A 25,332-nucleotide genomic window follows, 5' to 3' on the forward strand; every position below is an offset into this window, starting at 1 on the left:
GTTTGAAAGACTAGTGTTACGTGTGAGGTGGCCGGACGAGCTATGTGTCATTGAGCCGCACGAAAATATTTCCTGTGAGACGCCCGGTGCGCGGATCGTCGCTGTAGGTGAAATCGGGCGGGATATAGCCGGAATGCAGCAGCGCCCCCTGATAGATGACGAGGCGGTTGAAGCGGGCTTCGACGTGAAATATCTTTTCGTACCGGTCATTGGTTTCGGCCGCAAAGCCTGGCGACACGCCCATCCGCTCGTCTTCATCGCGCATGGCCTGGCGAAGACGCGGCGCGCTCTCGGCATCGACGCGTTCTATGCCGCTGGCAATATGGCGATAAAAGGCCGTGCCAGTATCGGGCAGATGATGCAGGTGATGCAGCACCGCGACCATACGCGGATCGGCCCAGTCGAAATGCGGCAGGCGCTGAACGGGGCTAAGGGCGTCAGGGGGCGTGGTGACCAACGAAAAACTGGCTTCGACGATGCCAAAACCGCTGACATCAAAGGCCTGCCCGATGACGGGCGCCAACTTCTGCAACACGCCCATCACGTAGGGCGAGGCGGGATCTCCGGGGCCGATATGACGCCGCCGCCCCGGATAAGCGGTCTGACCTTCGGGCGGAAAGGGCATGCACGCCGCCGCCATATCGACGACGCGTGACGCTTCGATGAGAAAGTCGTCGATGACGACCACCCGCGCCCCGGTCTGCCCGATATGCTGCACCTTTACGTCCATACACACTCTACCTCCCAAATACCCTCAGGCCCGTCGGCAAGAGGGGCGAACGCTGTTCGCCCCCACCCGGTACACGCGACCGATGCGCGGGAACACCTATCTTTTAAAGAAACATATTCCCAGATTACAGGATTTCAACAGGCCTTTTGTCGAAACATTGCATATATGCAAAAAAAACGCCGCGCCTGTGGTAGCGCGGCGCAGTATGAAAAAGCGGCATGTCAATTTGGGAGGCAAATTGCTGCCAACAAATTCATAACAATCATCTTAGATATTTTCAACGCAAATAACGATACCTTTGCATTATTTTACATCGGCCAAAGAATACGCAAAATACTGAAATGATATCGGGAACACCACTATTCGATGTTTTGGAAATAGAGAAAAATCGCGCTCGGCTCTTTAAACTAAAGCCGCGCCCGAATAATAAAATAAAAATTACTTAACGGAGGCACGGATTTCTTCCGCTGTCTTTTTTGCTTCGAAGATTTCTGGTTGCTTGGTCGCCCCGGGGAAGCTGGCCTGATCACCACTGCCGACCTGAATCAGCAGGACGGCCTGAGAGACCTTTCTCGGCTTCCAGCGTTCCAGCACCGCCGGCGGCACATCACCCCCGCCAAAGCCGCCCGTTGACGGGCCCATCGGAATACTGCTGTCACTACCCGCGCTTTGGTTAGACCCTGCTCCGCTGCTGGCAGTAACATTGCCGATAAAGGCACCCGTGCGTGACGCCACGTCTTCGGCGCTGCCGACTTCGATTTCCTTGACCGAGGTCGTGAGCACGGCAAACCACTCATGCCCCGACTCCGTGGTGAACTCAGCCGCCCGCAACAGGGCGTAATTCGCCACCACATCGGCCTTCATCCGCGCGTCCCCGGTGTAGGTAATGACATAGCGGTTTTCTTCGACTTTGGTATTGGTATAGCCCAGACCTCCATTGGGTCCTGCTGCCTTATAAACCGGCGGTTTGGCCGCCACCACACCGGGCATCACAGCGACCGTGCCCAAAGCAAGGACAACAGCCAGTTTGGCCAATATTTTCATGAGAAGCTCCCTTTCGCTCGGAGCGATGTGCAGCGCAGACACACTGACCAAAACAGAAAGCTATTCGCTCCCCTTGGGGCTGATGTCCGCACGTAGTGCACCGCCTGAATCATTGCGGCTAAACACCTTTACTCCCGTCCGAACAAGGGGCGGAGAAACTCCGCCCCCTGCCTGTAAGGGGTTTTCAGGCCGCGACTGTTAGTACTGGTAACGCAGGCTCAGAACGAAGCGACGGTCGTTCAGGAAGCTGAAGCGGCCCACGCGATCACCGTTCTTGTTAACCTGTGCCTCCGCCTTGTTCTTAGTATCGAGCAGGTTGGAGGCGTTCAGGCTGACCTGGAACTGACGGTTGACATTGTACTTGATCGAACCATCGAGGAAACCGACATCCGAGTTATATATGGGGTCGCCGGTGATGTAGTCACGATAGGAGGTCAGGTTCTCCGAACGCCAGTTGTAAGCCAGACGGCCTTCCCACTTGCTGTCTTGATAAATACCAACCACGTTGAAGATGTACTTCGACTGACCCAGCAGGTCGTCTACGCCAAAGCGGTAGATTGTACCAAAGTCGTCCGGTACACCATCGCCATTGGCGTCAATATAGGCCGGCGGCGGGGTCGCACTAGAGTCGATATAGGTGAAGTTGGTCTGCAGACCGAGGTGCGACATCCAGCCCGGCAGGAAGTCGTAGAACTGCTGATAGGCCAGTTCGATCCCTTGCAGCTTGGCTTGATCGGCATTGACCGGACCACCGTAAACGACGTTAACCGTCTTACCATCCAGCTTGATAGACCCGAGGGTGTAGTCACCGCCCTGAATGATATTCTTCAGGTCCTTTTTGAAGACCGCAGCGGAGACCGTACCCCCCTGGAAGTACCATTCGAAGGACAGGTCATAGTTGATCGCCGTCGTCGGCTTTAGGAGTGGGTTGCCACCCGTGACCCGGATCTGGTCAAGTGTGATGTTTTGCGCCCCGCGGTCGACGCGATACAGCGGGTCGGTTGTGTCAGTGATGGTCGGGAACGCGACACGCGTTGTAACCGCACTTGTCTGCTGAGCCGCACGCATATCCTGAACGTTCGGACGGCTCAGGTTTTTGCTGGCACCGAAGCGGATCAGCATGTCCTTGTTCAGGTTCCACTTCATGTTGAAGGACGGCAGCACGTAGGAGTCATCCTTCACCGACACCGTGCGCGCCTCAGACTTGCCGATCTGACCCGCAGGGCAAGCGGCGAAGTACGCCGGTGTCGCCGTCGCCGGCAGACCTGGACAAAGATAGCGCGTCGTTTCCGGGAGGAAGTCCTGAACCGAGTCACGCGATTCGGCGTCTGCTGTGCGAGGAGCGTCCGTGGTTGACGCGGTCTGCGCATCGGCGTCGATCGACCGATAAGCCATGAAGCCGCTCGAATCGAGGTCTGTCGTCGTGTAACGGACCCCAAAGTTACCGTCAACCGACATCCCGTTGTCGAACTCCTTACCGAAGTTCAGCATCAGATAGGCATTGTTCGTGGTCTCGACGATGTCCGAAACGCGCGCCGGATCGTAGTTTGGCTTACCGTCGGCACCGAGCTGGGTGCGCCAGCCCGACTTACGGCTGCCATCGGCATTGACGAAGGTCGGCTCGTTATAAACGTAGTTGCGCATGGCAACCGGGTCGAGCAGCAGGTCGGAGCGGATGACCAGGAACTGAGTGTTCGGCCCTTGGAGAACGCCGCCCCGATAGAAGTCGCTGAAATCCTTCTGATCATAGGCAGGAGTCTTTTGCGACGAGAAAACCCCGAGACCGGTCCCTTCCCATGCCGGAGCAATACTGCCCCAGTTGACATCCATTTCTTTATTAGTTTGCGAACGTTCTGAGTGACGGACGCCGAATTTGACCGACTTGAACCATGAATCTGCCTCAAAGTCGTACTGTACGTCAGCGCGCACAGCGGTCAGTTCACCGTCACCGTCGCGGTGCCCTTCACCGGCATAGAGCCAGAAGGCGGCGTTCGGGTCGTTCATGCCCTTCTGGAAGCCCGGCATGATCCGATAGACCGAATTGCCGCTGCCGTCCGTACCGACAACAGTGTTGCCAGCGATCTGGCCCGCATTGATTTTGGTACGCGGGTCGGCAGTGAGCGTCACTTGCGGATTGTCGAGGCCCGGCACAATGAAGGCGTTGGCATAGGTTTGCGAACCACCCCACATTTCGTTCGCTGTAGCGCTGGCCGTCGTCTTGTGTGCGTCGATTTCGACATACAGACGATCAGACGGACGCCACTTGAAGTTCAGGCTGATATCCTCGGTCGTGGTTCGCTCGGTCTTGCCGATGCCCAGAACGGCAACACCCAAGCCATAGGCCCCGGTCCAGCTATCGAAATCATTGGTAACCAGTCCTGAGGTCATCAGGCCGCCATTGATCGGGAACTGGGTTTCACAATAGTCCACAGGGCGAGTCGCGCTGGCCGCTGGCACGTTACAGCGGTTCAAACCCGACAGGGTGGTATTGTCGAATGTAGCATTGGTGACAGAATAGCGCTGGTTGTTGCCGCCGTCCGGGAAGGATTCCAGCGTATATTCCAGGCCCTGGCTTTCATTGACGACCCGAATGTACTTACCGGTAAGACGCATGGTGTCGTTTTTCCACTGCGCCGCGAGGTAGGTGCTGGAGCGGTCGCGCTCGACCTCATTTGTGCGCATCTGGAAGCCCAGAATCGCCCCAACTGTTTTCCCCGGAACGATGGTGGTAACGCTTGATGGTTCGTTCGTTTCCAAGGCGTTGCCGGTATTTGGACCGCGCGGGATCGGCGCTGGCTGCTGCCAACCATGGATCATCGACTTCAGATTGGAGGTTGAGTACGACCCCATCAGGCCAAATTCACCCACCGAGGTCTGCCAACGGTTGCTGACCACGGCATTGTAAGAGGGCGACCACTTCTTGGCGAGATCACCATAGTTGAAATCCGCCGAGACCGAAGCAAAATAGCCCTTACGGTCAAAGGGTTCCAGCGTGCGCAGATTGATCGTGCCGCCGATGCCGCCTTCGATCAGGTCCGCCGAAGAGTTCTTGAACACATCGACCGCGCCGACAAGCTGCGGCGGGATGCTGGACCAGTCGAGCGCACGACCACCATTGGCCGAGAAGGCGTCACGACCGTTAAATTCCGAACGGACGAAGCCCAGACCACGGATCAGGTTACCGCGCCCTTCAGGCGACGGGAAGTCGGGGCTACCACCGAGCGTAAAGCGCGTCACAGTCACGCCGGGGACGCGTTGCAGTGCTTCGGCTACCGACAGATCCGGCAGGGCGGACACGTCCGAGGCGGTGATGGAGTCTACGAAGGTAGCCGACTTGCGCTTGATCTGGGCGGCGGATTGCAGAGCGCCGCGGATACCGGTCACCACGACGGTCTGCACGTCATCCTGGGCCGCTTCCTGAGTGGGCGTCTTGGCCGCGTCCTGAGCAAAGGCCGGCGACGACAGAAGCGCCACGGCCAAGGCTGTAGAGCCGAGCAGTTTACCATTCAGGCCCTGACGTCCAGACATGACGGATTGATTACGGGCAATAGTGCCGCTCACTGGTTTCATGTTTTAAACTCTCCCTGCCTCGACTGACTACTTTGGTCGCGAGGTATTTTGTGCTCCCGTAGAACGGGATGCGATTTTTTGACTTTTTCTGATGTACTAACGTGCCGGGCTGTAACCCCTTCCAATTGCCTCTTGTTGGCACCCAATACGTATGAACGTAACGACGGTATGATAGCGGTCCCATTTTTTCAATGGGAAAGGTCGGACAACTTATCAAATATTATGTGAGTTGCCGGATTGCGACACTTTGTTTCGGCACCTTGGCTCTGTCACGTCCTCGATGACAACCTTATCATGCGTCTTTCAGGGGGGCTATAGGCTGCCCGGTGGCTATGTAAAATTTTTGTAATGAACATCTATGCTGTTGATTACAGGTCACTATTGTTGTGAATGTAGGCCCCACAGCGGTAAAGCCATAGCCTGGCAAGGTTGAGCGGCCGCCAAATATACAATCAGGGCGCGCATCTGGCCTCATCACATCAAGAACAAGGATATCCTGTGGAAAAAGCGGATCCGTCCAAGCGCCTTTGCGATCGTCGGCAGCTATTAGTCGGAGGAATTGCCGCTACGGCCCTGTCTGCAACCGCCGGCTCGACCCTGAGCGCCCCCCGGAGGCAGGCGGATTACATGGCCGTGACCCCGGAAGGGACGCTGTCGCTCACGGCCCTGAGCGATCGGGCCTTTCATGTGCGTTTTGCGAAGGCGAGTCAGAGTCTCGCCAGCGATCCCCAGCCTTTGCTTCTCCCGCAAAGCCACCGTCCTGTGCCGGGTCAGCAGCGAAGCGCAGGGCGGGTCCGTCTGCGCCTGCCAGGCATCCGCTGCGACATCGACATGAACGGCCTCCTGCGATTCTTCGATGGTCAGGATAACCTTTTACTCAGCGAAACGGCGCAGGCGCGCCGTCTGACCCCTGCGAAACTGGGGGCGGATACGGTGTTTATCGCCCGTCAGACCTTCGAATCACCTGCCGATGAACATCTTTACGGTACGGGCTGTTTTCAGGACGGCGCGCTCAATCTGCGCCAGCTTCCGCGCCGCCTGACTCAGGTCAACACGCAGATCAGCCTGCCTTTTTTGCTGTCGAGCCGCGGCTATGGCCTGCTTTGGCTGAACAGCGGCAAGTGCGAACTGAACGCGCCGTCACAACGCGTCGTCCTGCAAAAGGTGGATATAGCGACCCAGGGTCAGGTGGTTGATGTCACCACCGGCAGCGGCAATGCGCGACAGGAACGTACCGAGGCGGTCTTCGAGGCGCAAATCCACCTCAGCGCGGCCGGGCGCTATGCCTTTCAGCTCGATATCGGGCGCAAGATGGCTTCGCGCCATTACGTCGAAATTGACGGCAAGCCCTATACGGACCTGACCAATCTGTGGTTGCCGCCGACGACCAGCTTTCTGGCTGACCTCACCGCCGGACCGCATACCTTACGCGTAAAGGCCAATGCCGAAGACGCGCCCGCCCTTCTTTATGAGCGTGCACAGGACACAACCGTCCTGAGCGCCGACGTGGCCGACGCCATCGAATATGTGGTCATTGCCGGGCCCGATTCCGCAGACATATTCCAAACCTACGGAAAACTGGTCGGAGCGACCCCGATTCTGCCCAAATGGGCCTATGGATACCTCCATTGTCGGGAGCGCTTCCATTCTTCGCGGGAGATCCTCGAAACGGCGGAAGACTTCCGCCGGCGGCAGTTGCCCGTCGATGTCATGGTGCAGGACTGGCAGTACTGGGGGAAGCATGGCTGGAACGCCATGCGCTTTGACGAAGCGCACTATCCCAATCCGGCGGCGTTGATAAACACCCTGCACGGGATGGACCTGCGCCTGATGCTGTCGGTGTGGTCGAAGGTCGATCGCAAGGCCGAGCTGGGTCAGCTTATGGCCGATAAGGGCTTCTATATCCCCGACACCGACTGGATCGACTTTTTCAACCCGGAGGCCGCCGCCTTTTACTGGCAAAATCAGAGCCAGCGTCTGGCGTCGCTGGGCATTGACGCCTGGTGGCAGGACGCGACGGAGCCTGAAAATGACGATCTGGTCGGACGGCAAACCCATGCCGGGGCGGGTGAGCGCGTGCGACTCAGCTACCCACTTCAGGTCTCGCGTACCGTCTATGAAGGGCAAAGACGCGACTACCCGGACCGCCGCGTCTTCATTCTGACGCGCTCCGCCTTTGTGGGTCAGCAGCGCTACGCCGCCGCCACCTGGTCTGGCGATATCGGCAATGACTGGGAGACGCTGAAGCGTCAAATTCCCGCCGGTCTCAACATGGCCAGCGCCGGCTATCCCTACTGGACGGTCGATGCGGGCGGCTTCTTCCGTCCCGGGCCGTCGCAATATACGGACCCGGCCTATCATGAGCGCTTCATCCGCTGGTTCCAGTACGCCACCTTTCTGCCGTTGCAACGCGTGCACGGCTACATGACCGATACCGAATTCTGGCGCTATGGCGAAACCGTGGAGGGCGTGGCACGCACCTATCTCAACCTGCGCTACCGCCTCTTTCCCTACATCTACAGTCTGGCGGCGCAGGCCCACTGGGCGGGAATGCCGCTGATTCGTCCGCTGGTCTTCGATTTCCGCCGTGACGCGCAGGCGCTCGATCAGAGGCACAGCTACATGTTCGGCGACCATCTGCTGGTGGCGCCGGTCATCGAGCCGGGGGTCAGCGCGTGGCCGGTCTATCTGCCGGAATCCGAGGGCGGCTGGTTCGACCTGTGGAGCGGCGCGCAGCGCGCCGGCGGCAGCACACACCGCGTTCCCGCCCCCCTGACTCAGATCCCGGTGCACGTGCGGGCGGGCAGCGTCCTGCCCTTGGGGCCTGTCGCGCAGTCCACTGCCGACCTGACCGGGGAGGCGCTGGATATTCTCGTCTTCCCGGGCCGCAACGGCGGCTTCGAACTTTATGAGGATGACGGCCTGACCTATGACTATGAGGGCGGGGCGCGCAGTCGGATCGCCCTGCAGTGGGACGAGGGAAACGGCGAACTGCACATCGGGGCACGGCAGGGCCGCTTCAACGGCATGGCCGAGCACAAGCGGTTACGCCTGCATCTCCTCTCCCCGGACCAGCCGCCTCTGGCACCGGGGAAAGGAACCGAGGTCAGCTATTCCGGGCAGCCGCTGCGCGTACGCTTGCGCTAACAGGGTTAAAAATTCTTGCGGACGTAGGTCAGGCGGCTATCCTGACAGTAGCCGCAGGCCTCGCCCACGAATTTGGCGCCAGAGACCTTGTCGCCCCTCAGCTTCCAGTTCAGCCAGTGGGTCACTACCTCAGCCCCGATGCCGCCGTGCGGGTCCATATAGGTGCCACCGTGCCCGACCGGAATGTCGATATGCGCCGCCGGAATATGGCTGATGCGCGCATAGTCGTCGCTGCCATTGGCATAGGCGATGTCGGTCGGCCCGCCGAGGACGTAGAGGACCGAGCCGTGGATGTCCTTGAGCATCGCCTTATCGACGTTCAGGCCTGCGATGGGATTTCCCGCATTGAACACGCCGCTGTTCATCACCACCAGCGTAGAGATGCGCGGGTCTTTGGCGATGGCGATTGCCTGAAGCCCGCCGCAGCTAAAGCCCGATACGGCGATCTTTTTGGGATCGAGCCGCTGGTAATAGGGACTGCCCTTGCGTGCATTTTCCTTCAGCGCCCAGTCGATGGCCTCGCTCAGGGCGTCGGGTGAGGTCGCGGCCTTCAGGCCACCCGGCCGCGGCCCTTCCGGGGAATCCGCCGGTTTGGGGCCGGGTATAGTGCCCGGCGCAATGGCCAGATAACCGTGCGAGGCGATTTCCAGCAGATGGTTCTTCGAACTGGTGCCGTCGCGGCTGCACGCCCCGTTGCCAAAGACGTAGAGACCGAGTTTTTCCCCTTTCAGGGCCGACAGGGTTTGCGGGTGATAGACGACGTGCGCCGGAAGGGTCGGGTCTTCTTCGAACACGGCCGGATAGGGCCCGGTGCCCGTCTCTTCGGCGGCGGCGGCGAAGGCCACAGCCGCGGCGGCCACGCCGAGGGTCAGGGCCAGAAAGCGTGTCATGGACAATCTCCGGATCAGGGTTTGATGACGTAGGACGAGGTAACGGTCAGGGCACCCTTGACGCCGGCCGGCGCCGCCAGCCCCTTGCGTTTCAGAGGCTGCCCGCCGCCGAGCCACAGCTCGACCTTACCCGGCTTGACCGAGCGCGACCCATCTGCATTGACGGTGCTGAGCGCTTGCGGGTCGAGCGTGAAGCGCACGGTTTTCGTCTCCCCTGCCTTCAGATGGATGCGCTCGAAGCGCGCCAGCGCCCGGATGGGCGCAAGTTTTTGGCCGGGATAGCTGACATAGAGCTGCACCACCTCATCGCTGTCGCGCGAGCCGCTATTGGTCACATCGGCCGAGACGCTGACCTGACCGTCACCGGCTACCTGACGCGCCGACAGGGTCAGGGGGGCGTAGCGGAAGGTGGTGAATGACAGACCGTAGCCAAACGGATAGAGGGCCTCCCCCTTGAAGTAGCGGTAGGTGCGCCCCTTCATGTTGTAGTCGTTGAAGGCCGGAAGCTGATCGGCCGAGCGGTAAAAGGTGACGGGCAGTCGACCTGCGGGGCTGTAGTCCCCGGCGATCAGGCGCGCCACGGCCGCACCACCCTGCCCGCCCGGATACCAGGCTTCAATAATGGCCGGGACATTTTTGTCGGCCCAGTTGATACCCAACGCGCTGCCATTGATCAGGACCAGAACCACGGGCTTACCGGCGGCGCTGACCTGCTCAAGCACCTTTTGCTGGGCGGGCGGCAGGTTGAGGGTGGTGCGGTCGCCGCCCGAAAAGCCTTCGGTTTCGACGCGCATTTCTTCGCCTTCGACGCGCTGCGACAGGCCCGCCACAAAAACCACCAGATCGGCCTCTTTGGCAGCGGCTACGGCCGACTGCGCACCCGTGTCCGACGGCAGGCTCCACACCAGGGTCTCCTCACCCTTCGGCTGGCGCTGAAAGGATTCGACGCGGATGCGGTAGCGCGACCCGGCTTCAAGCCGCACGCCCCCGGTGGCGATAGAAGGACGCCAGTCCACGCGCCAGGCATCGACGATCATCTTGTCATTGACCCAAATGCGATAACCGCCGTGCGCGTCATAACGGAAGCGGTATTCTCCTGTCTCCGGTGCGGTCAGATAGCCGTCATAGCGCACGGCCCCGCTGCGATTTTCACCAGCCCAGACCTGACGCATTCCGCCTTCGCTGCCCGTCGTCTGCGGCGCGTCGTCCATGTCGGGGGTAGCGAAATGGCTGACCGTCACGCCGGTTTGGGTACAGGCTTCGTCGCGGCAGAAGGCGCTGTCGGGAACCGCCGTCATCACCGGGTCGATCAGCCCCGATCCCGGCGCATAGGTGACGGTCGCTTTGGGGAAGCGAGCGCGGATGCCGGACAACACCGTCACCGGGTGCGAGGGATCGCCATTGTAGTTGCCAACCAGCGAGTCCATCGAATCGGCATTGGGCCCGATGACGGCGATTTGGCGCGGCTCACCCTTCAGCGGTAGCAGGTTGTTTTCGTTCTTGAGCAGGACCATGGCCGACTCGGCGACCTTTTGCGAGAAATCGCGATTGGCGGGCGTGTCGTAATCCTCGGCCGTGATCTTCGGGAAGACTTTTGCGGGCGGATCGAACTGCCCCAGCTTGAAGCGCGCGGTAAACAGGCGGATCAGCGCCGTATCGAGCGTCTTTTCCGGCAGCAGGCCCTGACGCACGGCGCGCGTCAGGTGGTCGGCCTCATTGGCATTACCGCAGATGAGGTCTGTGCCGACCTGATAGGCCGCCGTCACCCCTTCTTCGGGGGTCGGGCGATAGGCGTGCGACGTCTTGTAATAGATATCGCCCACGGCGTCGCAGTCAGACACGACATAGCCCTTAAAGCCCCAGTCTTTGCGCAGATATTTGACCAGCAGGTCTTCGTTGGCGCAGGCGGGCTGACCATTGATGGCGTTATAGGCGCACATGATCGAACCGGCCTGCCCTTCGGTGATGGTGGCCCTGAAGGCCGGCAGGTAGGTGTCGGCGAGGTCATAGGGCGACGGATTGACATTATCGCGGTGACGACCGGCTTCCGGACCGGAATGGACGGCATAGTGTTTGGGCGTCGCCACGGTGCGGTAATAGACCGGATCATCGCCCTGAAGCCCCCTGACGAAGGCGACGCCCATACGTGCCGTCAGATAAGGGTCTTCGCCATAGGTTTCCTGACCTCGCCCCCAGCGTGGATCGCGGAAGATGTTGATATTGGGCGACCACACGGTCAGGCCGCCGAACCAGTCCGAACCGCCGAACCGGTGGCGCTCCTTCAGGTATTTGGCGCGAAACTCGACGCTTATCGTCTCCGCGACGCGGTGGATCAGCGGCTCATCCCAGGTGGCGGCCAGACCCACGGCCTGCGGGAAGACGGTGGCGTAACCGGCAGCGGCCACCCCGTGCAGCCCTTCGTTCCACCAGTTGTATTCGCGCACATTGAGGCGCGGAATGGCCGGGGCATCGTTGATCAGCTGCGCCGTCTTTTCTTCCAGCGTCATGCGCGACACAAGGTCGGCGGCCCGCGCCTCAGGCGGTTTGGACGCATCCTGATAGCCGGGCGCATCGAGCGGGTTCTGCGCCAGGGCCGGTTGCAGCGCCCCGGCGGACATCAGGGCCGCCAGTACGGCTGCGGTAAAATAGCGATTGGGTGTCATGGTGTCCTCCCTCGGGCTTACGCGCGGACGAATTCATACAGTTCGATGCTGTTGGGGGCGATACGCAGCGGCCCGGCGGCGAAACGGCCCGCGGTGACCGCCACCTGTTCCGGCTTACCCACCGCGTTTTGCGCCTCAAGATCAGGGCCGGTCAGTTTCCAGCAGCGGCCGCCCTTGCGCGCTTTGAAGCCGTCGATTTTCAGGTCAAGGGCCTGGGCTTGCTCCGTGGCATTTACAATGGCGACGATCAGCGCCTTGCGGTCCGCTGTAAGGGCCGCAGAAACGTCGAGGGGATAGGTGGCGCTGCCCGCATTGACACGGGGTTGATCCCCGCCCGCAGGGAAGTCGGGCTTCGGTACAGGCGAAGCGCCCGTGACCTCGACAGGGATCGTGCCGAAATGCTGATTGTACATCTGGTACATGCGGCCGGTGGCGCTGATGACCGAGCGCGTGCGGTCGAAATCGAGCCAGCCCGTCGCCATGGTGTAACCGGCCATGTCGATGAAGTCAGTGTGGCGGAAGAATTCGTGCAGGCACATGCCGAGCGCCAGACAAGTCTTCAGGTTCTGACGGAAGCTGTAGGCATATTCATCGAAGAAGACCTTTACCTTGCCGTCGTTCAGCGCCGGATGGCGGCGCTTATACTCTTCCCAGCACTCGACCATGGTCAGAACGCGATTGGCGGGCTGACGCGCCCATTCGACCAGCGGGCGCTGCACGTCGAACAGCTTGCCTGTCGCCATGTCGAACTTTTTGTTTTCCGGCGGATAGGCGTGGGTTGCCAGCGCATCGAAGCGGCCCCAGGCGTGCGTCATCATGCCATTGGCCCAGTCGCGGTCTGAGCCAAACTCGACATTGGGCTGACCGGCGACGAAGATGCCCTGCCCCGTCGTCATCTCATCGACAAAGCCGCCGGGGGCGATGACGTAGATGGACGGATCGACCTTGCGCATGGCGTCGGCGAACTGGTTGTGCTTGATGACATACTGCTTCAGCGGGATGTGCCCCATCTGCCAGTTGCCGTACATCTCATTGCCGATGTTCCAGTATTTGACGCGGTAGGGCTCCGGATGGCCATTGGCGGCGCGTTTGGCGCCCCACGGCGTGTCAGCGCTGCCGTTGATATATTCGACCTGCTCGGCGCCCGAACGCGGGCCGTCGAAGCCCGTGCTGACCGACCATGAGGGCTCGGCATTGATCATCTGGCACATTTGCAGCAGCTCATCGACGCCGACATCATTCGGCTGAGCGAAGCTCCACACCGGGTCCCAGACGGGCGGGCGGGTATCCGGATCGCCGATCGTGTCTTTCCAGTCATAGGCCGAGATGAAGTTGCCGCCGGGAATACGCAGAATCTTGCAGTCGATCTCACGCATCAGGGCCAGCGTATCGGCGCGGAAGCCTTTGACATTGTCGGCGGGCATCAGCGACACCGCACCGACGCGGAACGCGCCGGTGCCAGTGCCCGTAATCTCCAGCCGCGCCTCGGTCGTGGCCGCCTTGCAGCTAAAGCGCAAAGGCACCTTGCGCCAGTCCGTGCCCGCCGCGACCCGGACCGTTTGACGGTCGGCGGGACCGCTGCCCCAGATCAGGGTGGCGGTTATTTCCGCCTCGCTGTCGGCGGCCATGACGACGCGACCCACATAATCCTTCGCGGCAACCGCCAGACCCGACTGAGCGATGCCGCGCGGCTCCGCGGCGCTCAGTTGCACGACCGGCGACTGTGCGCCGACCCACGGCGTCTTGCGGTCCATGCTGAGCGCTGACTCCGGTCCAACGGGTACCCAGCGGTTGCTGTCGCGGTTGCGGCCCGGACGGCCTTCGGGTTTGGCGGGCGGCGTCGGGGTGATTGGGTGATAGAATTTGCGGTCGTCCAGCACCTCGCTCCACAGGCTGTGGTTGATGAGGTCGCCGATATGCTCAAGGAAGCCCCCGTAGAGGAACGGGTTGATGGGGGGGCGTTCCTGCCCGGCCTTCAGGGTCGAGGCAATGGGTTTGGCGGTTTGCGCCAGAACAGGGGCGGCGCTCAGCAGGCCGGTGGCGACCGAGGCGGCCAGAGCCTGCCGGCGCGAGACGGAGGGTGGAGTTGGATGGGACATGAGAGCCTCTGAAAGCATAGACAGCCGTGCGACAGGCGCAGGCGCAGGCGAAGACAACAGGCCACGGACGGCGTGGCCGGGGACGCGAAAACGCACTGAAAACCGTTGCGCCGCATCAGGGTCTGACTGATGCGGCGCGGAGAGGGTCAGGGTTGCAGGGCCATTACGGTGACCGAGGCGGGGGACAGGCGGACCATCACCTTGCCATCCTTCATCTTCGCCGTGACCGGCTTGGGGGCCACCGTCTGGGGGGCCGCGAAGGTGTTATAGGCATCGAATGTCGCCGCCGACAGGGTTTCACCGGTCGCGGTCCTCACCTTAAAGTTCAGGCTGGCCACGTCGATATCCACCGGCGTCTTGGGGTCGAGATTGGTCAGGGAGAGATAGATCTTCCCATCCGACCCGCGCGCCGCCAGCGCATCGACGCGCGGCAGGCGGATGTCGCCAAAGCTGTAGGTGCCGGCATTCAGCGTTACCGGGATAAAGGTGGCGCCCTGAAACGGCACGTACATGCGGAAGACGTGATAGGTCGGCGTCAGCAGCATCTTCTCCTTGTCCGTCAGGATCATGGCCTGAAGCACATTGACCATCTGGGCGATATTGGCCATGCGCACGCGGTCGGCGTGGCGGGCGAAGATGTTGAGGTTCAGCGCCGACAGCACGGCGTCGCGCTGCGTATTCTGCTGCATCAGGAAGCCGGGATCGGTGCCGGGCGTCGCTACGTACCACGCACCCCACTCATCGACGACCAGCGACACCTTCTTTTCCGGATCGTACTTGTCCATGATGGCGGAGTGGGTCTTGACCAGCTCATCCATCTTCAGCGTGTCCTGAAGGATGACGGCATATTCCTTTTCGCCGAAGCCCGTTGCCTTCTGCGACACCGGGAAACCGCCGCCGGTCGTGTAATAGTGCAGAGACAGGCCTTCGATATCCCAGGCCCAGCTACGGCCCTTATAGGACTTCATCACCGCCTCGGTATAGGCGGTGTCCGGGCCACTGGGGCCCACCGCGATGCGTTGCATCGGCTGGGCCTTGTTGTAGTTGCGCACAAAGCGCGCATACATCTTCATCTGACTGACGTAGAAGTCCGGCGTCATGGCGCCGCCGCAGTCCCAGCTTTCGTTCCCCAGCCCGACAAAGGCCACCTTATAGGGCTCCGCATGGCCGTTTCGGGCGCGTTCCGCCCCGATGCCGTCCTGCGTGCTGGAGGTCATATATTCCAGCCATTCGGCAGCTTCACCCACCGTGCCGGAGCCGACATTTACTGAGATATAGGCCTCGGCCCCCACCTGAGTGGCGAAGTCCATAAATTCGTCGGTTCCGAAGGTGTTGGGCTCGATCACGCCGCCCCAGTTGGCGTTCATCATCGGCTTGCGCTCCGGACCGATGCCGCGCCGCCAGTGGTATTCGTCGGCAAAGCAGCCGCCGGGCCACCGCACGACCGGCACCTTGATGGCTTTCAGCGCCGCCACCACGTCATTGCGGATGCCGCGCGTATTGGGAATGGCGGAGTCCTTACCGACCCACACGCCTTCATAGATGCCGCTGCCGAGGTGTTCGGCAAACTGACCGAAGATGCGGCGGTCGATCTTGGCTCCCGGCTGGGTGGCGTCCACCGTCACCGACACCCGCTCCTGCGCAGCGGCAGGCTGGGTCAGGGCAAGTAGGGACAATACGCCTGTGAGGACGAGCGGTTTCATTATATCTCCCTGTCTTTTTTGGTGCGGACGGCGTGCGCCGTGCGCGGTGTTTTTGGCCTTTTATCCGGCCATTATGATACCGCTAACACGAAACCGCATAATGTCAAAACAAATGTCAGACTATTGCGCCGCGCCTAAACCCGTGCGGCGCGACCGCCTCATTTTTTAGCGGGTGCGAACGACAGGGTCTTCGCAAAGAAGGGCAGGACGTGGTTCTGGAAGCGGTCGGCGACGCCGCTGACATGATCACCGTCATAAAGCGCGAAGCTGTTGGCCACGCCGTAGTTTTCCAGCGTGACGTGCAGCGCCTCCGTATCGATCTTCAGCCCGTCGCGATTACCGACATCGAAGGCAATCGCCTTATACTGGCGCATATTGGGGATGTACTGGTGCACCATCGCCAGGGGCGCATTGGCCGCCCAGCGGGCAATCACATCGGGTTGGGTCTCGCCGTCCTTCGTCGGCAGATCGACATAGAAGGGCGGTTTTTTAGGGTTGGGCGACCAGGCCGAGGCTACCGCAAAGGTGGCGCGCCCCATAAAGCCGAGGCTCTGTGCCTCTTCGGGGGTTTTGACGGCCTCCAGTTTACGCCCTTCTTCCGACGGCAAACTGCCGCGCGCCGACAGGCAGCACGGGCTCATCACATAGAGGGCACTGAAGACTTCCGGGTGCTTCATGCCGATGCGCACTGTGCCATAGCCGCCCATCGAATGTCCGGCCAGACCGCGGCTGTCGCGATTGGCCAGCGTGCGGTAATGACTGTCGATATAGGCCACAAGGTCTTTGGCTATAAAGCCTTCCCAGTCGCCGGTCGTTGCCGAACTGGAATACATCGAGCCATTGTGCAGGGTTTGCGAGCTGGGCAGGACGATGATCATGCCCTTGACGCCCGCCGCATAGGCGCCGTCAATCGTCTGCGGCGTGCGGATTTCCTTCGACCAGATCTCGTTATTGATCGAATAACCGTGCAGGGCATAGATTACCGGATACCGCTTTTTGGGATGCGAATCGTAATCGGGCGGCAGGTATACAGTCACCTTGCGATCCGCCGAATTGCCCTCCAGATTGCCCTCCAGAGCCTGACTGTGAACGGTGATCTGTTCCGTTCTCACCGCCTGTGCCGCTGCGGGACCCGCCATCAAAACCAGCGCCAATGCCCCCAGCGCTATACAGAACTGTCGCATGTCTCTCACCCTGTTGTTATGTGTTTATAGGCTAAAACCTCTGACAAATAGGCGCGGGAATCAAGCCAAAAAACGCCGTTCAGCCTGTCCCGGGGGCATAGCGCACGGCCGGACCTGTCAAAAGGCCCATAGGCCTCTGGGCGATTGACGGAAATTGTCTGATATAATAGCCTTGGGGCAACAGGCGGCCAAGGCGCGAATGTGAGCCCCATAATAAGCCTGCGACGATCAGGGACGGCTTTCGTCTTCGCCTTACGCGTAAGACAGCGCGCCGGTGCGTCCCTGTTCGTCACCCTGGCCGCCGCCTCACTGGCGGCTTGAACGGACGGATTCCGCGGGGATCAGGCCGCTCAAGCCCTACCGTCTCTGATTTTTTCGCCCGAAAGGTTTTCCATGACGCCTGCACTTCGTCGCCTTAGGAGACACGCCGCCCCCGTGGCGCTGGCCGTTGGTCTTGCCCTGACCGCTGCCTCCGCGCACGCCGAGACGGCGGCCACCCCTGTGGTCGCCCCTTTGGCCGCCACCGGTAAGTGGAGCGCCTACAGCGAAGGGCGCGCTGCGACCCCGCCCATGGGCTGGAGTTCGTGGAACGCCTTTGGCACCGACCTGACCGAGGCGCGGGTGCTCGATTCTGCCCGTATCATCGTCGACAGCGGTCTGGCGGCCAAGGGCTACCGCTACATCAATATCGACGATGGCTGGTGGCTTAAGCGGCGCCAGTCGGACGGCCGGATGCAGGTGCGCATACAACTCTTCCCCTCCGCCGCCGTGGGGGGGGGCGAAGAGACCAGCCTGCGCCCCTTCACCGACCGCCTCCACAAGATGGGCCTGAAGGCCGGTATCTATTCTGATCTGGGGCGCAATGCCTGTTCTCAGGCCTATGGCGGCCCTAACACCCCCAACCTGCCCGAAGGCACGGTGCTAGAGCGCGAAGTCGGGCTTTACGGCCATATCGAGCAGGACATTTCGCTCTATTTTAAGGACTGGGGCTTTGACTTCATCAAGGTCGATGGCTGCGGCGTGCGCGCCTTCGGGGCCGACTCCGAGCGTGTCAAGGCCGGCACCTATCGCGAATTGCCGCCCCTGATTGATTTCCAGTCGATCAGCCGCACCAATATCCCGGCGGTCAGGGGGCTGTATACCCAGATCGCCACCAGCCTGAAGGCCAGCAATCCGGACGGCGACTATGTGTTTTCGCTTTGCGCCTGGGGCTCCGCCGATGTGCGCGCCTGGGGCAAGGATGTCGGCAACCTGTCGCGCACCAGCGACGACCTGACCCCTTCCTGGTCGCGTCTGCTGACCAATTTCGATTCGGCGGCCACTCGCGCCCTCTATGCCCATCCGGGAAGCTGGAACGACCCGGACATGCTGTTTATCGGCCATGGTGAGTTCGATGCGAAGCACCTGGTCGAAGCGCGCTCGCACTTCGCCCTGTGGGCCATGATCAACGCACCGCTGCTGATCGGGTACGACCTCAGTCAGGCCTCGCCGGAGCTGATGCAGATTTTCGGCAATGAGGCGATCATCGCACTCAATCAGGATGCGGGCGGCCATCAGGCGGTCCTCGCCTATGACAGTGACGATGTGCAGATCCTGATCAAGACCGTGGGCGCAGACCCGACGCGCAAGGCTGTGGCCCTGTTCAACCGCACGGCGGAGGGCAAGGACATCATCCTGACCGCCGAGCACCTGAAATATCTGGCCAATCAGCCGGTCAAACTGCACGATCTGTGGGCGCAGGCCGATCAGGCCCCCTTCACCGGCGAGGCCAAGTTCCACCTCGATCCGCATCAGACCCTGATCTTCATGGCCAGCGGCACGCCGGTCCTGAGCAACGGGCAATACCTCTCCGACCTGCCCGGCCGCGTCAACCCGGCGGTCGATGGCGTCGTGGTGCCGCAGGCCGACCCCTTCATCTACCGCATGAAAAGCCCGTGGAACGGCACGCGCGGGCGCGGCGACATTCCGGCCTATACCGGCTGGGGCGGGGCGCAGGCCGATGCCTCCCCCCATGGCCGCCAGCTTCAGATCGCCGGCAAGGCCTTCCGCAGCGGTATCGGCATCCTTGCCAATTCGCGGCTGGAGGTGCGGGTGCAACCGTCCGATCGCCGCTTCGAAGCCAGGGTCGGGGTGGATGATTCCACGCTCAACACCACGGAAGCCGTGACCTTCGCCGTCTATGGAGATGGCAAGCTGCTGGTGAAGTCTCAGCCGCTGCGCTTCGGGCAGACCCCGCAGGCGCTCTCAGCCGATCTGAACGGTGTCCGGCTCGTAGAACTGGTGGCCACTAGCGCCAGCCCGAGCGCCAACCCCGCCGCCGTCACCTGGGGTGACGCGGCCCTGCTGAAATAGCCTGCACACGCCGGTCCCAGGACGGAACATCAGCAGAAAAATCGCAGGCCGGAGGCAACCCCTCCGGCCTCCGCTTTTTGTGGTACCGCTATCAAAAATTCTGTGTCATTCTCATCATGTGGAGGCGGGCACGTTCTGCTTTCAACAAAAACAAAAAGATATACTGGGAGTGAACATGAATATCTCCGCACAGCTCAGCAGGCGTGGCCTGCTGATGGGGGTGGCCGGTGCGTCGGCTCTGGCCAGTTGCGGCGGTGGCGGCGGCGTCTCTTCACCTGTATCGTCCGGCTCCGGCTCCGCCTCCTCCAGTTCCAGCACCGCCTCGGCCAGCGGCCCCACCCTGCCCGACCCGGCCACAGCCCCGGCGCTCAAAACCTTTTTCAGCGGCAAGTTTCTGGTCGGCATGACGGCGGAACCGAGCGAGATCAACACCGCGATTTCGCAAGGACTGCTCAAAACGCACCCCAATTCGATGACCGCCGAAAACTGCATGAAGCCGCTGGCCATCGGCACCAGCGCCGGGGTCTATAACTACACCCTCGCCGATCAGGCCATCGCCTTTGCCAGCGCCAACAATATCGCCGTGCGCGGTCACACCCTGCTGTGGCATCAGTCGGCTCCGGACTGGTTCTTTGCGGGCGACAGCACCAGCTCCACCTATAAGGCGACGGTGCAGGCGCGGCTTGAGCGCTATATCACCGACGTGGTGACCTATTTCAAAGGCAAGGTCTATGCGTGGGACGTGGTCAACGAACCGACCAGCGACTCGGCCGGCAACCCCTATCGCAACAGCCGCTGGTATCAGGTGCTGGGGGCCGACTATATCGAAATCGCATTGCGGGCCGCTCGCGCCGCCGATCCGTCCGTCAAGCTGTTTATCAATGATTACAGCACCGAGAATACCGACAAGCTGGCGCGTCTGATGACGATTGTGGACACGCTGCTGACGCGCGGGGCACCGCTCGACGGCATCGGTCATCAGTTGCACATCACCACGACGTGGCCGCCTGTGGCCAATGTCCGCGCCGCGTTTCAGGCCGTGGAAACCCGTGGCCTGATCAACCATGTCACGGAGCTGGATGTCTCGCTCTACGGCTCGGACCCCGGCAGTTGCTACGGCACGCCAGCCACCGGCTGTGCCCCCAGCCTGACCGAAGGCACGACAGCCTATTGGGACAGCATCCGGGCGCAGGCGGCCCAATACCGTGCCATGTTCGACCTATTCGCCAGCCAGCCTAGCGTCAGATCCGTCACCACATGGGGCGTAGCCGACAACCACACATGGCTGACCTCTTACCCCGTTAACCGGCTGAACCATCCTCTGCTATTCGACACGACGGGTAAGCCGAAATCGGCTTTCTGGGCCGTAGTGGACCCGAGTTTCGTGCCCTAACCCGGACGAAACGACAGACCCCAGCAGGAGTGCCTGTCACTGCCGGGGTCTTCTGCGTTTCCGATCATGTCCTCAGATCGTCAGATCCCTCAGCACGGAGACCACATTTTCTGAGGCTAGATGCCCGTTTTCATCAGAAATGAATTCGCACCAATTACCTGGCGCACAAAATGTCATAGAAATTTGGGCAGAGAATCGAAGAAAGCAAAAACGTCTAAACTCAAAAAGCTCAATTTTTACAGGAGCAATAACAACCCAACGCTGTATTCCTAGTTTTAAAAAATACGCTCCATGAAATCGATTTAATTCGGGATTAACCGGCATCTCATAGAAAACAAGTCAAATAACAATGGCTTATCAACCATGGGGAGAGTGGTTTGCGTTTGCTGGCGTCACAAATAAAATTCGCAGGGGCTTTGCTGATCGGCAGTCTGGGCCTGTTTTGCGCTCTCCTCTTCTTTTCACTCCAGCATGAAATGCGGTTGGCGCGAATCGCACAGGAAGCAAATGCTCGCAAGGCCCAGATGGGTGAGCTGTCCCTTACCGCCAAGCAGATCCAAGTCAATGTGGTTCAGGTCCAGCAATTCCTGACCGATGTGTCCGCGACCCGGGGGCTGGACGGACTGGACGACGGGCCGGGCGAAGCGGCCAAAAATGCCACCGAGTTCGAAGACCACATCGCCCACGCCAAGGTGCTGGCAAAGAATCTCCAGCTCCCAGATATCCAGTCGGCTCTCGAAGCCGTAGAACAGAAGTTTCCTGCTTATTATCAGACGGGCCAAGCCATGGCCGACGCCTATGTTCAGGGCGGCACATCATCGGGCAATGCCTTTATGGGCACGTTCGATGGGACGGCAAAGGCAGAATATGAGGCCCTCGACACGGTCCTGGGGCTCATTGACACCCAGAACCGATCTATCTCTCAGACGGCCAAAGAGGCCAGCGACACCAGCGTGCGCAGCGCCCAAGCAACCCAACTCTATATGTTGCTGGCGGGCGCAATTCTGACGCTGCTGGTAGCGGCCGGCCTGTGGTTTGTTCTGCGCTTGATTATCCGGCCTCTGAGCGACTTTAGTGACCAACTGGGCCGTATCGCCAGCGGCGCCCTCGATACGCAGGTGGGCCATACGCAGAAACAGAACGAAATCGGCGCCATTGCACGGGCTATCGACGGGTTCCGTCTAGCGCTGCTCGACCGCGACTCGGCCGAAGTCCAGGCCGAAGTCGGTCGTATCGAACGACGCACGCGCCGTGAAAGTCTGGAAAAAGCGATCCAGAGTTTCCGGGATCGCATCGATCAGGCCCTGTCTGCACTGCACCACAGCACGCGCGGGATGAAGGAGGTTAGCGCCACCCTTGAAGACATTTCTTGCCAGACGGCGGAACAATCGCAGAGCGCCTCGTCCGCGACGCTCGAAGCCACCGACAATGTGCAGATCGTGGCCGCAGCCGCGGAAGAACTGGCGGCGTCGATTGCCGACATCAGTGAAAAGATTTCGCTGTCGCAGACCGTCGTGCAGGAGACGACGCGTGTAAGCGCCGAGAGTCAGGAAAAAATCGACCGGCTTGCCAGGTCTTCAGAACGGATCGGCGATGTCGTCAATCTCATCCAGAACATCGCCTCTCAGACCAATCTGCTGGCCCTCAACGCCACCATCGAAGCCGCCCGCGCCGGAGACGCCGGTAAGGGCTTCGCGGTGGTGGCCACAGAGGTCAAGGCACTAGCGGATCAAACGAGCCGTGCGACGCAGGATATTTCGGCTCAGATCGCAGAGATTCAGTCGGAAACCCAGACAGCTGTGGACTCGATCAAGGCCATCTCTGGCAAGATGGAGGCGGTACAGCACTTTACCGTCGCCATCTCGGCCGCCGTCGAGGAACAAAGCCGGGCGACGCAGGAAATCGCGGTCAATGTCGCCAAGGCCGCGGGCTGCACGGCCAATGCCCAGCAAAGCGTCCAAATGATGGCGCAGTCGGTAGAACGCACCAAGTACTCCGCCTCCCGCGTGAGTAAGAGCACTCAGGAATTGGAAGACGAAAAGGCCGGGCTGGTCCAGACGATCGACGACTTCCTCAAAACTGTGTCCGCCTGAGGGAACAAGACACTTCCCTCGCCGGCAGGTACGCTCATCAAGAAAGTCCGCCGGTAGGTGGACTCTTTTTGTCTGATCTGAGGTTGAGATAAACTAAAGCCCGCCTTAGTGGGCAGGCTTTTGTGTGAGTAAACAATGGGTGCGGGAGCCAGATTTGAACTGACGACCTTCAGGTTATGAGCCTGACGAGCTACCGGGCTGCTCCATCCCGCGACACGTTTAACCAGAGGTATGTCTGGTTAAGCAAAAGACCGGCCTTAGTTTTTGGACCGGTCTTTGTGTTGAGAGTTGTGATTGAAGGGTTAGGACTTGTGTTTGATAGACCTGGCGGCGACCTACTCTCCCGCGCCTTAAGACGAAGTACCATTGGCCCAGGCAGGCTTAACGACCGAGTTCGGAATGGGATCGGGTGGGGACCGGCCGGCATAGCCACCAGGTCAATCGAACACAAGTTAAGGAAGACATTGTTTGAAGAACGAGCACTGTACGGTGCGTTTATTTGAGGGAACGATCAAGCCGATCGGATTATTAGTACTGGTTAGCTTCACTCCTCACGGAGCTTCCACACCCAGCCTATCAACGTGGTAGTCTTCCACGATCCTCAGCGAGACCTTGTTTTGAGGTTAGTTTCCCGCTTAGATGCTTTCAGCGGTTATCTATTCCATACTTAGCTACCCTGCTGCGCGGCTGGCGCCACGACAGGTCCACCAGAGGTATGTCCATCCCGGTCCTCTCGTACTAGGGACAGATCCTCTCAAGTCTCGAACACCCACGGCAGATAGGGACCAAACTGTCTCACGACGTTCTGAACCCAGCTCACGTACCACTTTAAATGGCGAACAGCCATACCCTTGGGACCTGCTCCAGCCCCAGGATGTGATGAGCCGACATCGAGGTGCCAAACTTTGCCGTCGATATGGACTCTTGGGCAAAATCAGCCTGTTATCCCTAGAGTACCTTTTATCCGTTGAGCGATGGCCCTTCCACGCAGGACCACCGGATCACTATGGCCGACTTTCGTCTCTGCTCGACTTGTCAGTCTCGCAGTCAGGCGGGCTTATGCCATTGCACTCAGCGAACGATTTCCGACCGTTCTGAGCCCACCATCGCGCGCCTCCGTTACACTTTGGGAGGCGACCGCCCCAGTCAAACTACCCACCACGCCATGTCCCGGACCCGGATAGACGGGCCGCGGTTAGACGCCAACAGCAATAAGGGTGGTATTTCAAGGATGGCTCCACAGAGACTGGCGCCCCTGCTTCATAGCCTCCCACCTATCCTACACATGTTGCTGCTAACGCCAAGGCGAAGCTATAGTAAAGGTTCATAGGGTCTTTCCGTCTGACCGCGGGAACCCCGCATCTTCACGGGGAATTCAATTTCGCTGAGCCTATGCTGGAGACAGTGGGGAAGTCGTTACGCCATTCGTGCAGGTCGGAACTTACCCGACAAGGAATTTCGCTACCTTAGGACCGTTATAGTTACGGCCGCCGTTTACCGGGGCTTCAATTCGGAGCTTGCACCCCTCCTTTTAACCTTCCGGCACCGGGCAGGCGTCAGACCCTATACGTCGCTTTACAGCTTCGCAGAGCCCTGTGTTTTTGATAAACAGTCGCTACCCCCTGGCTTGTGCCACTCAGTCCTGCTTGCGCAAGGTGAGTCACGCTTATCCCGAAGTTACGCGTGTAATTTGCCGAGTTCCTTCAGCATAGTTCTCTCAAGCGCCTTGGTATGCTCTACCTGACCACCTGTGTCGGTTTCGGGTACAGTCTATGTATGAGTTATTTCCAGGGACAGCTTCGCTGCACGTACAATCCAATAAGCACGTACAACTTACACCATCCGTCACTTCATACTGGCTCCGGAATATTCACCGGATTCCCATCGACTACGCCTTTCGGCCTCGCCTTAGGGGCTGGCTAACCCTGCGCAGATTAGCTTTACGCAGGAACCCTTGGTCTTTCGGCGAGAGTGTCTCTCACACTCTTTATCGCTACTCATGTCAGCATTCTCACTTCCGATACCTCCAGCCAACCTCACGATTGACCTTCTCAGGCTTACGGAACGCTCCGCTACCGCTCACTTACGTGAACCCATATCTTCGGCGTATGGCTTGAGCCCCGTTACATTTTCCGCGCAGGATCGCTTGATCAGTGAGCTGTTACGCTTTCTTTAAAGGATGGCTGCTTCTAAGCCAACCTCCTGATTGTCAATGCAATCCCACATCGTTTCCCACTTAGCCATAACTTGGGGGCCTTAGATGATGGTTAGGGTTGTTTCCCTTTTCACGACGGACGTTAGCACCCGCCGTGTGTCTGCCGGACAGTTCTCTTGGGTATTCGGAGTTTGGTTAGAATTGGTACAGCTCGCGCCGCCCGCATCCATCCAGTGCTCTACCCCCCAAGGAATACATCCGACGCTCTACCTAAATAGATTTCGCGGAGAACCAGCTATGTCCAGGTTT

Annotated in this window: 12 protein-coding genes, 1 tRNA gene and 2 rRNA genes (1 of these 15 only partly in view); 4 read left to right on the forward strand and 11 right to left on the reverse strand. The window is 60.1% G+C overall.

Features of this window, described 5'->3' with window-relative positions; all coding sequences use genetic code 11:
* Window positions 1-40 precede the first annotated feature (40 nt).
* The 3 genes from ASTEX_RS16420 to ASTEX_RS16435 all read right to left on the reverse strand — a co-directional run bounded on the left by ASTEX_RS16420 (window position 41) and on the right by ASTEX_RS16435 (window position 5,344).
* Window positions 41-730 (reverse strand): DUF6445 family protein, encoded by a 690-nt coding sequence (locus ASTEX_RS16420; protein WP_013480761.1) that lies wholly within the window; start codon window positions 728-730, stop codon window positions 41-43.
* Between the two features lie 438 nt (window positions 731-1,168).
* Window positions 1,169-1,774 carry a CC0125/CC1285 family lipoprotein gene (locus tag ASTEX_RS16430; RefSeq protein WP_013480762.1) on the reverse strand — a complete coding sequence of 202 codons (606 nt, stop codon included), beginning with the start codon at window positions 1,772-1,774 and terminating at the stop codon, window positions 1,169-1,171.
* Between the two features lie 198 nt (window positions 1,775-1,972).
* Complete coding sequence (locus tag ASTEX_RS16435) at window positions 1,973-5,344, reverse strand: TonB-dependent receptor (RefSeq protein ID WP_013480763.1); 3,372 nt, start codon at window positions 5,342-5,344, stop codon at window positions 1,973-1,975.
* Between the two features lie 627 nt (window positions 5,345-5,971).
* Between ASTEX_RS16435 and ASTEX_RS16440 the strand changes: the two genes are divergently transcribed.
* Window positions 5,972-8,491, forward strand: coding sequence for a glycoside hydrolase family 31 protein (locus tag ASTEX_RS16440; RefSeq protein WP_245532557.1), 2,520 nt, complete (start codon window positions 5,972-5,974; stop codon window positions 8,489-8,491).
* A gap of 5 nt (window positions 8,492-8,496) precedes the next feature.
* Here ASTEX_RS16440 and ASTEX_RS16445 read toward each other — a convergent pair whose 3' ends face one another.
* The 5 genes from ASTEX_RS16445 to ASTEX_RS16465 all read right to left on the reverse strand — a co-directional run bounded on the left by ASTEX_RS16445 (window position 8,497) and on the right by ASTEX_RS16465 (window position 17,030).
* Window positions 8,497-9,381, reverse strand: a complete 885-nt coding sequence (locus ASTEX_RS16445; RefSeq protein WP_013480765.1) for an alpha/beta hydrolase — start codon at window positions 9,379-9,381, stop codon at window positions 8,497-8,499.
* 14 nt (window positions 9,382-9,395) lie between these two features.
* A complete protein-coding gene (locus ASTEX_RS16450) occupies window positions 9,396-12,044 on the reverse strand; it encodes a glycoside hydrolase family 3 protein (protein ID WP_013480766.1) in 2,649 nt (882 codons plus the stop codon).
* A gap of 17 nt (window positions 12,045-12,061) precedes the next feature.
* On the reverse strand, window positions 12,062-14,143 hold the full coding sequence (locus tag ASTEX_RS16455) for an alpha-L-arabinofuranosidase C-terminal domain-containing protein (protein WP_013480767.1): 2,082 nt from the start codon (window positions 14,141-14,143) through the stop codon (window positions 12,062-12,064).
* A 146-nt stretch (window positions 14,144-14,289) separates the two neighbouring features.
* Window positions 14,290-15,846: an alpha-N-arabinofuranosidase gene (locus ASTEX_RS16460; RefSeq protein ID WP_013480768.1), complete on the reverse strand. Its 1,557-nt coding sequence runs from the start codon at window positions 15,844-15,846 to the stop codon at window positions 14,290-14,292.
* A gap of 158 nt (window positions 15,847-16,004) precedes the next feature.
* The gene (locus tag ASTEX_RS16465) at window positions 16,005-17,030 is read right to left on the reverse strand and encodes an alpha/beta hydrolase (RefSeq protein WP_013480769.1); all 1,026 of its coding nucleotides are present in this window, start codon (window positions 17,028-17,030) and stop codon (window positions 16,005-16,007) included.
* Between the two features lie 393 nt (window positions 17,031-17,423).
* On the opposite strand from ASTEX_RS16465, the gene ASTEX_RS16470 reads away from it, so the two are divergent.
* From ASTEX_RS16470 to ASTEX_RS16480, 3 genes are all read left to right on the forward strand, one after another.
* Window positions 17,424-19,382 (forward strand): NPCBM/NEW2 domain-containing protein, encoded by a 1,959-nt coding sequence (locus ASTEX_RS16470; RefSeq protein ID WP_013480770.1) that lies wholly within the window; start codon window positions 17,424-17,426, stop codon window positions 19,380-19,382.
* A gap of 175 nt (window positions 19,383-19,557) precedes the next feature.
* On the forward strand, window positions 19,558-20,775 hold the full coding sequence (locus ASTEX_RS16475) for an endo-1,4-beta-xylanase (protein WP_013480771.1): 1,218 nt from the start codon (window positions 19,558-19,560) through the stop codon (window positions 20,773-20,775).
* Window positions 20,776-21,299: 524 nt separating this feature from the next.
* Complete coding sequence (locus ASTEX_RS16480; protein ID WP_245532558.1) at window positions 21,300-22,868, forward strand: methyl-accepting chemotaxis protein; 1,569 nt, start codon at window positions 21,300-21,302, stop codon at window positions 22,866-22,868.
* A 136-nt stretch (window positions 22,869-23,004) separates the two neighbouring features.
* Here ASTEX_RS16480 and ASTEX_RS16485 read toward each other — a convergent pair.
* The 3 genes from ASTEX_RS16485 to ASTEX_RS16495 all read right to left on the reverse strand — a co-directional run.
* Window positions 23,005-23,081: transfer RNA gene (locus ASTEX_RS16485), tRNA-Met, on the reverse strand.
* A 109-nt stretch (window positions 23,082-23,190) separates the two neighbouring features.
* Window positions 23,191-23,305: ribosomal RNA gene (gene rrf / locus ASTEX_RS16490) — 5S ribosomal RNA — on the reverse strand.
* 70 nt (window positions 23,306-23,375) lie between these two features.
* Window positions 23,376-25,332, reverse strand: a 23S ribosomal RNA gene (locus ASTEX_RS16495); it runs 822 nt beyond the window's last position.

It is taken from the genome of Asticcacaulis excentricus CB 48, assembly GCF_000175215.2.
Classification (GTDB): domain Bacteria; phylum Pseudomonadota; class Alphaproteobacteria; order Caulobacterales; family Caulobacteraceae; genus Asticcacaulis; species Asticcacaulis excentricus.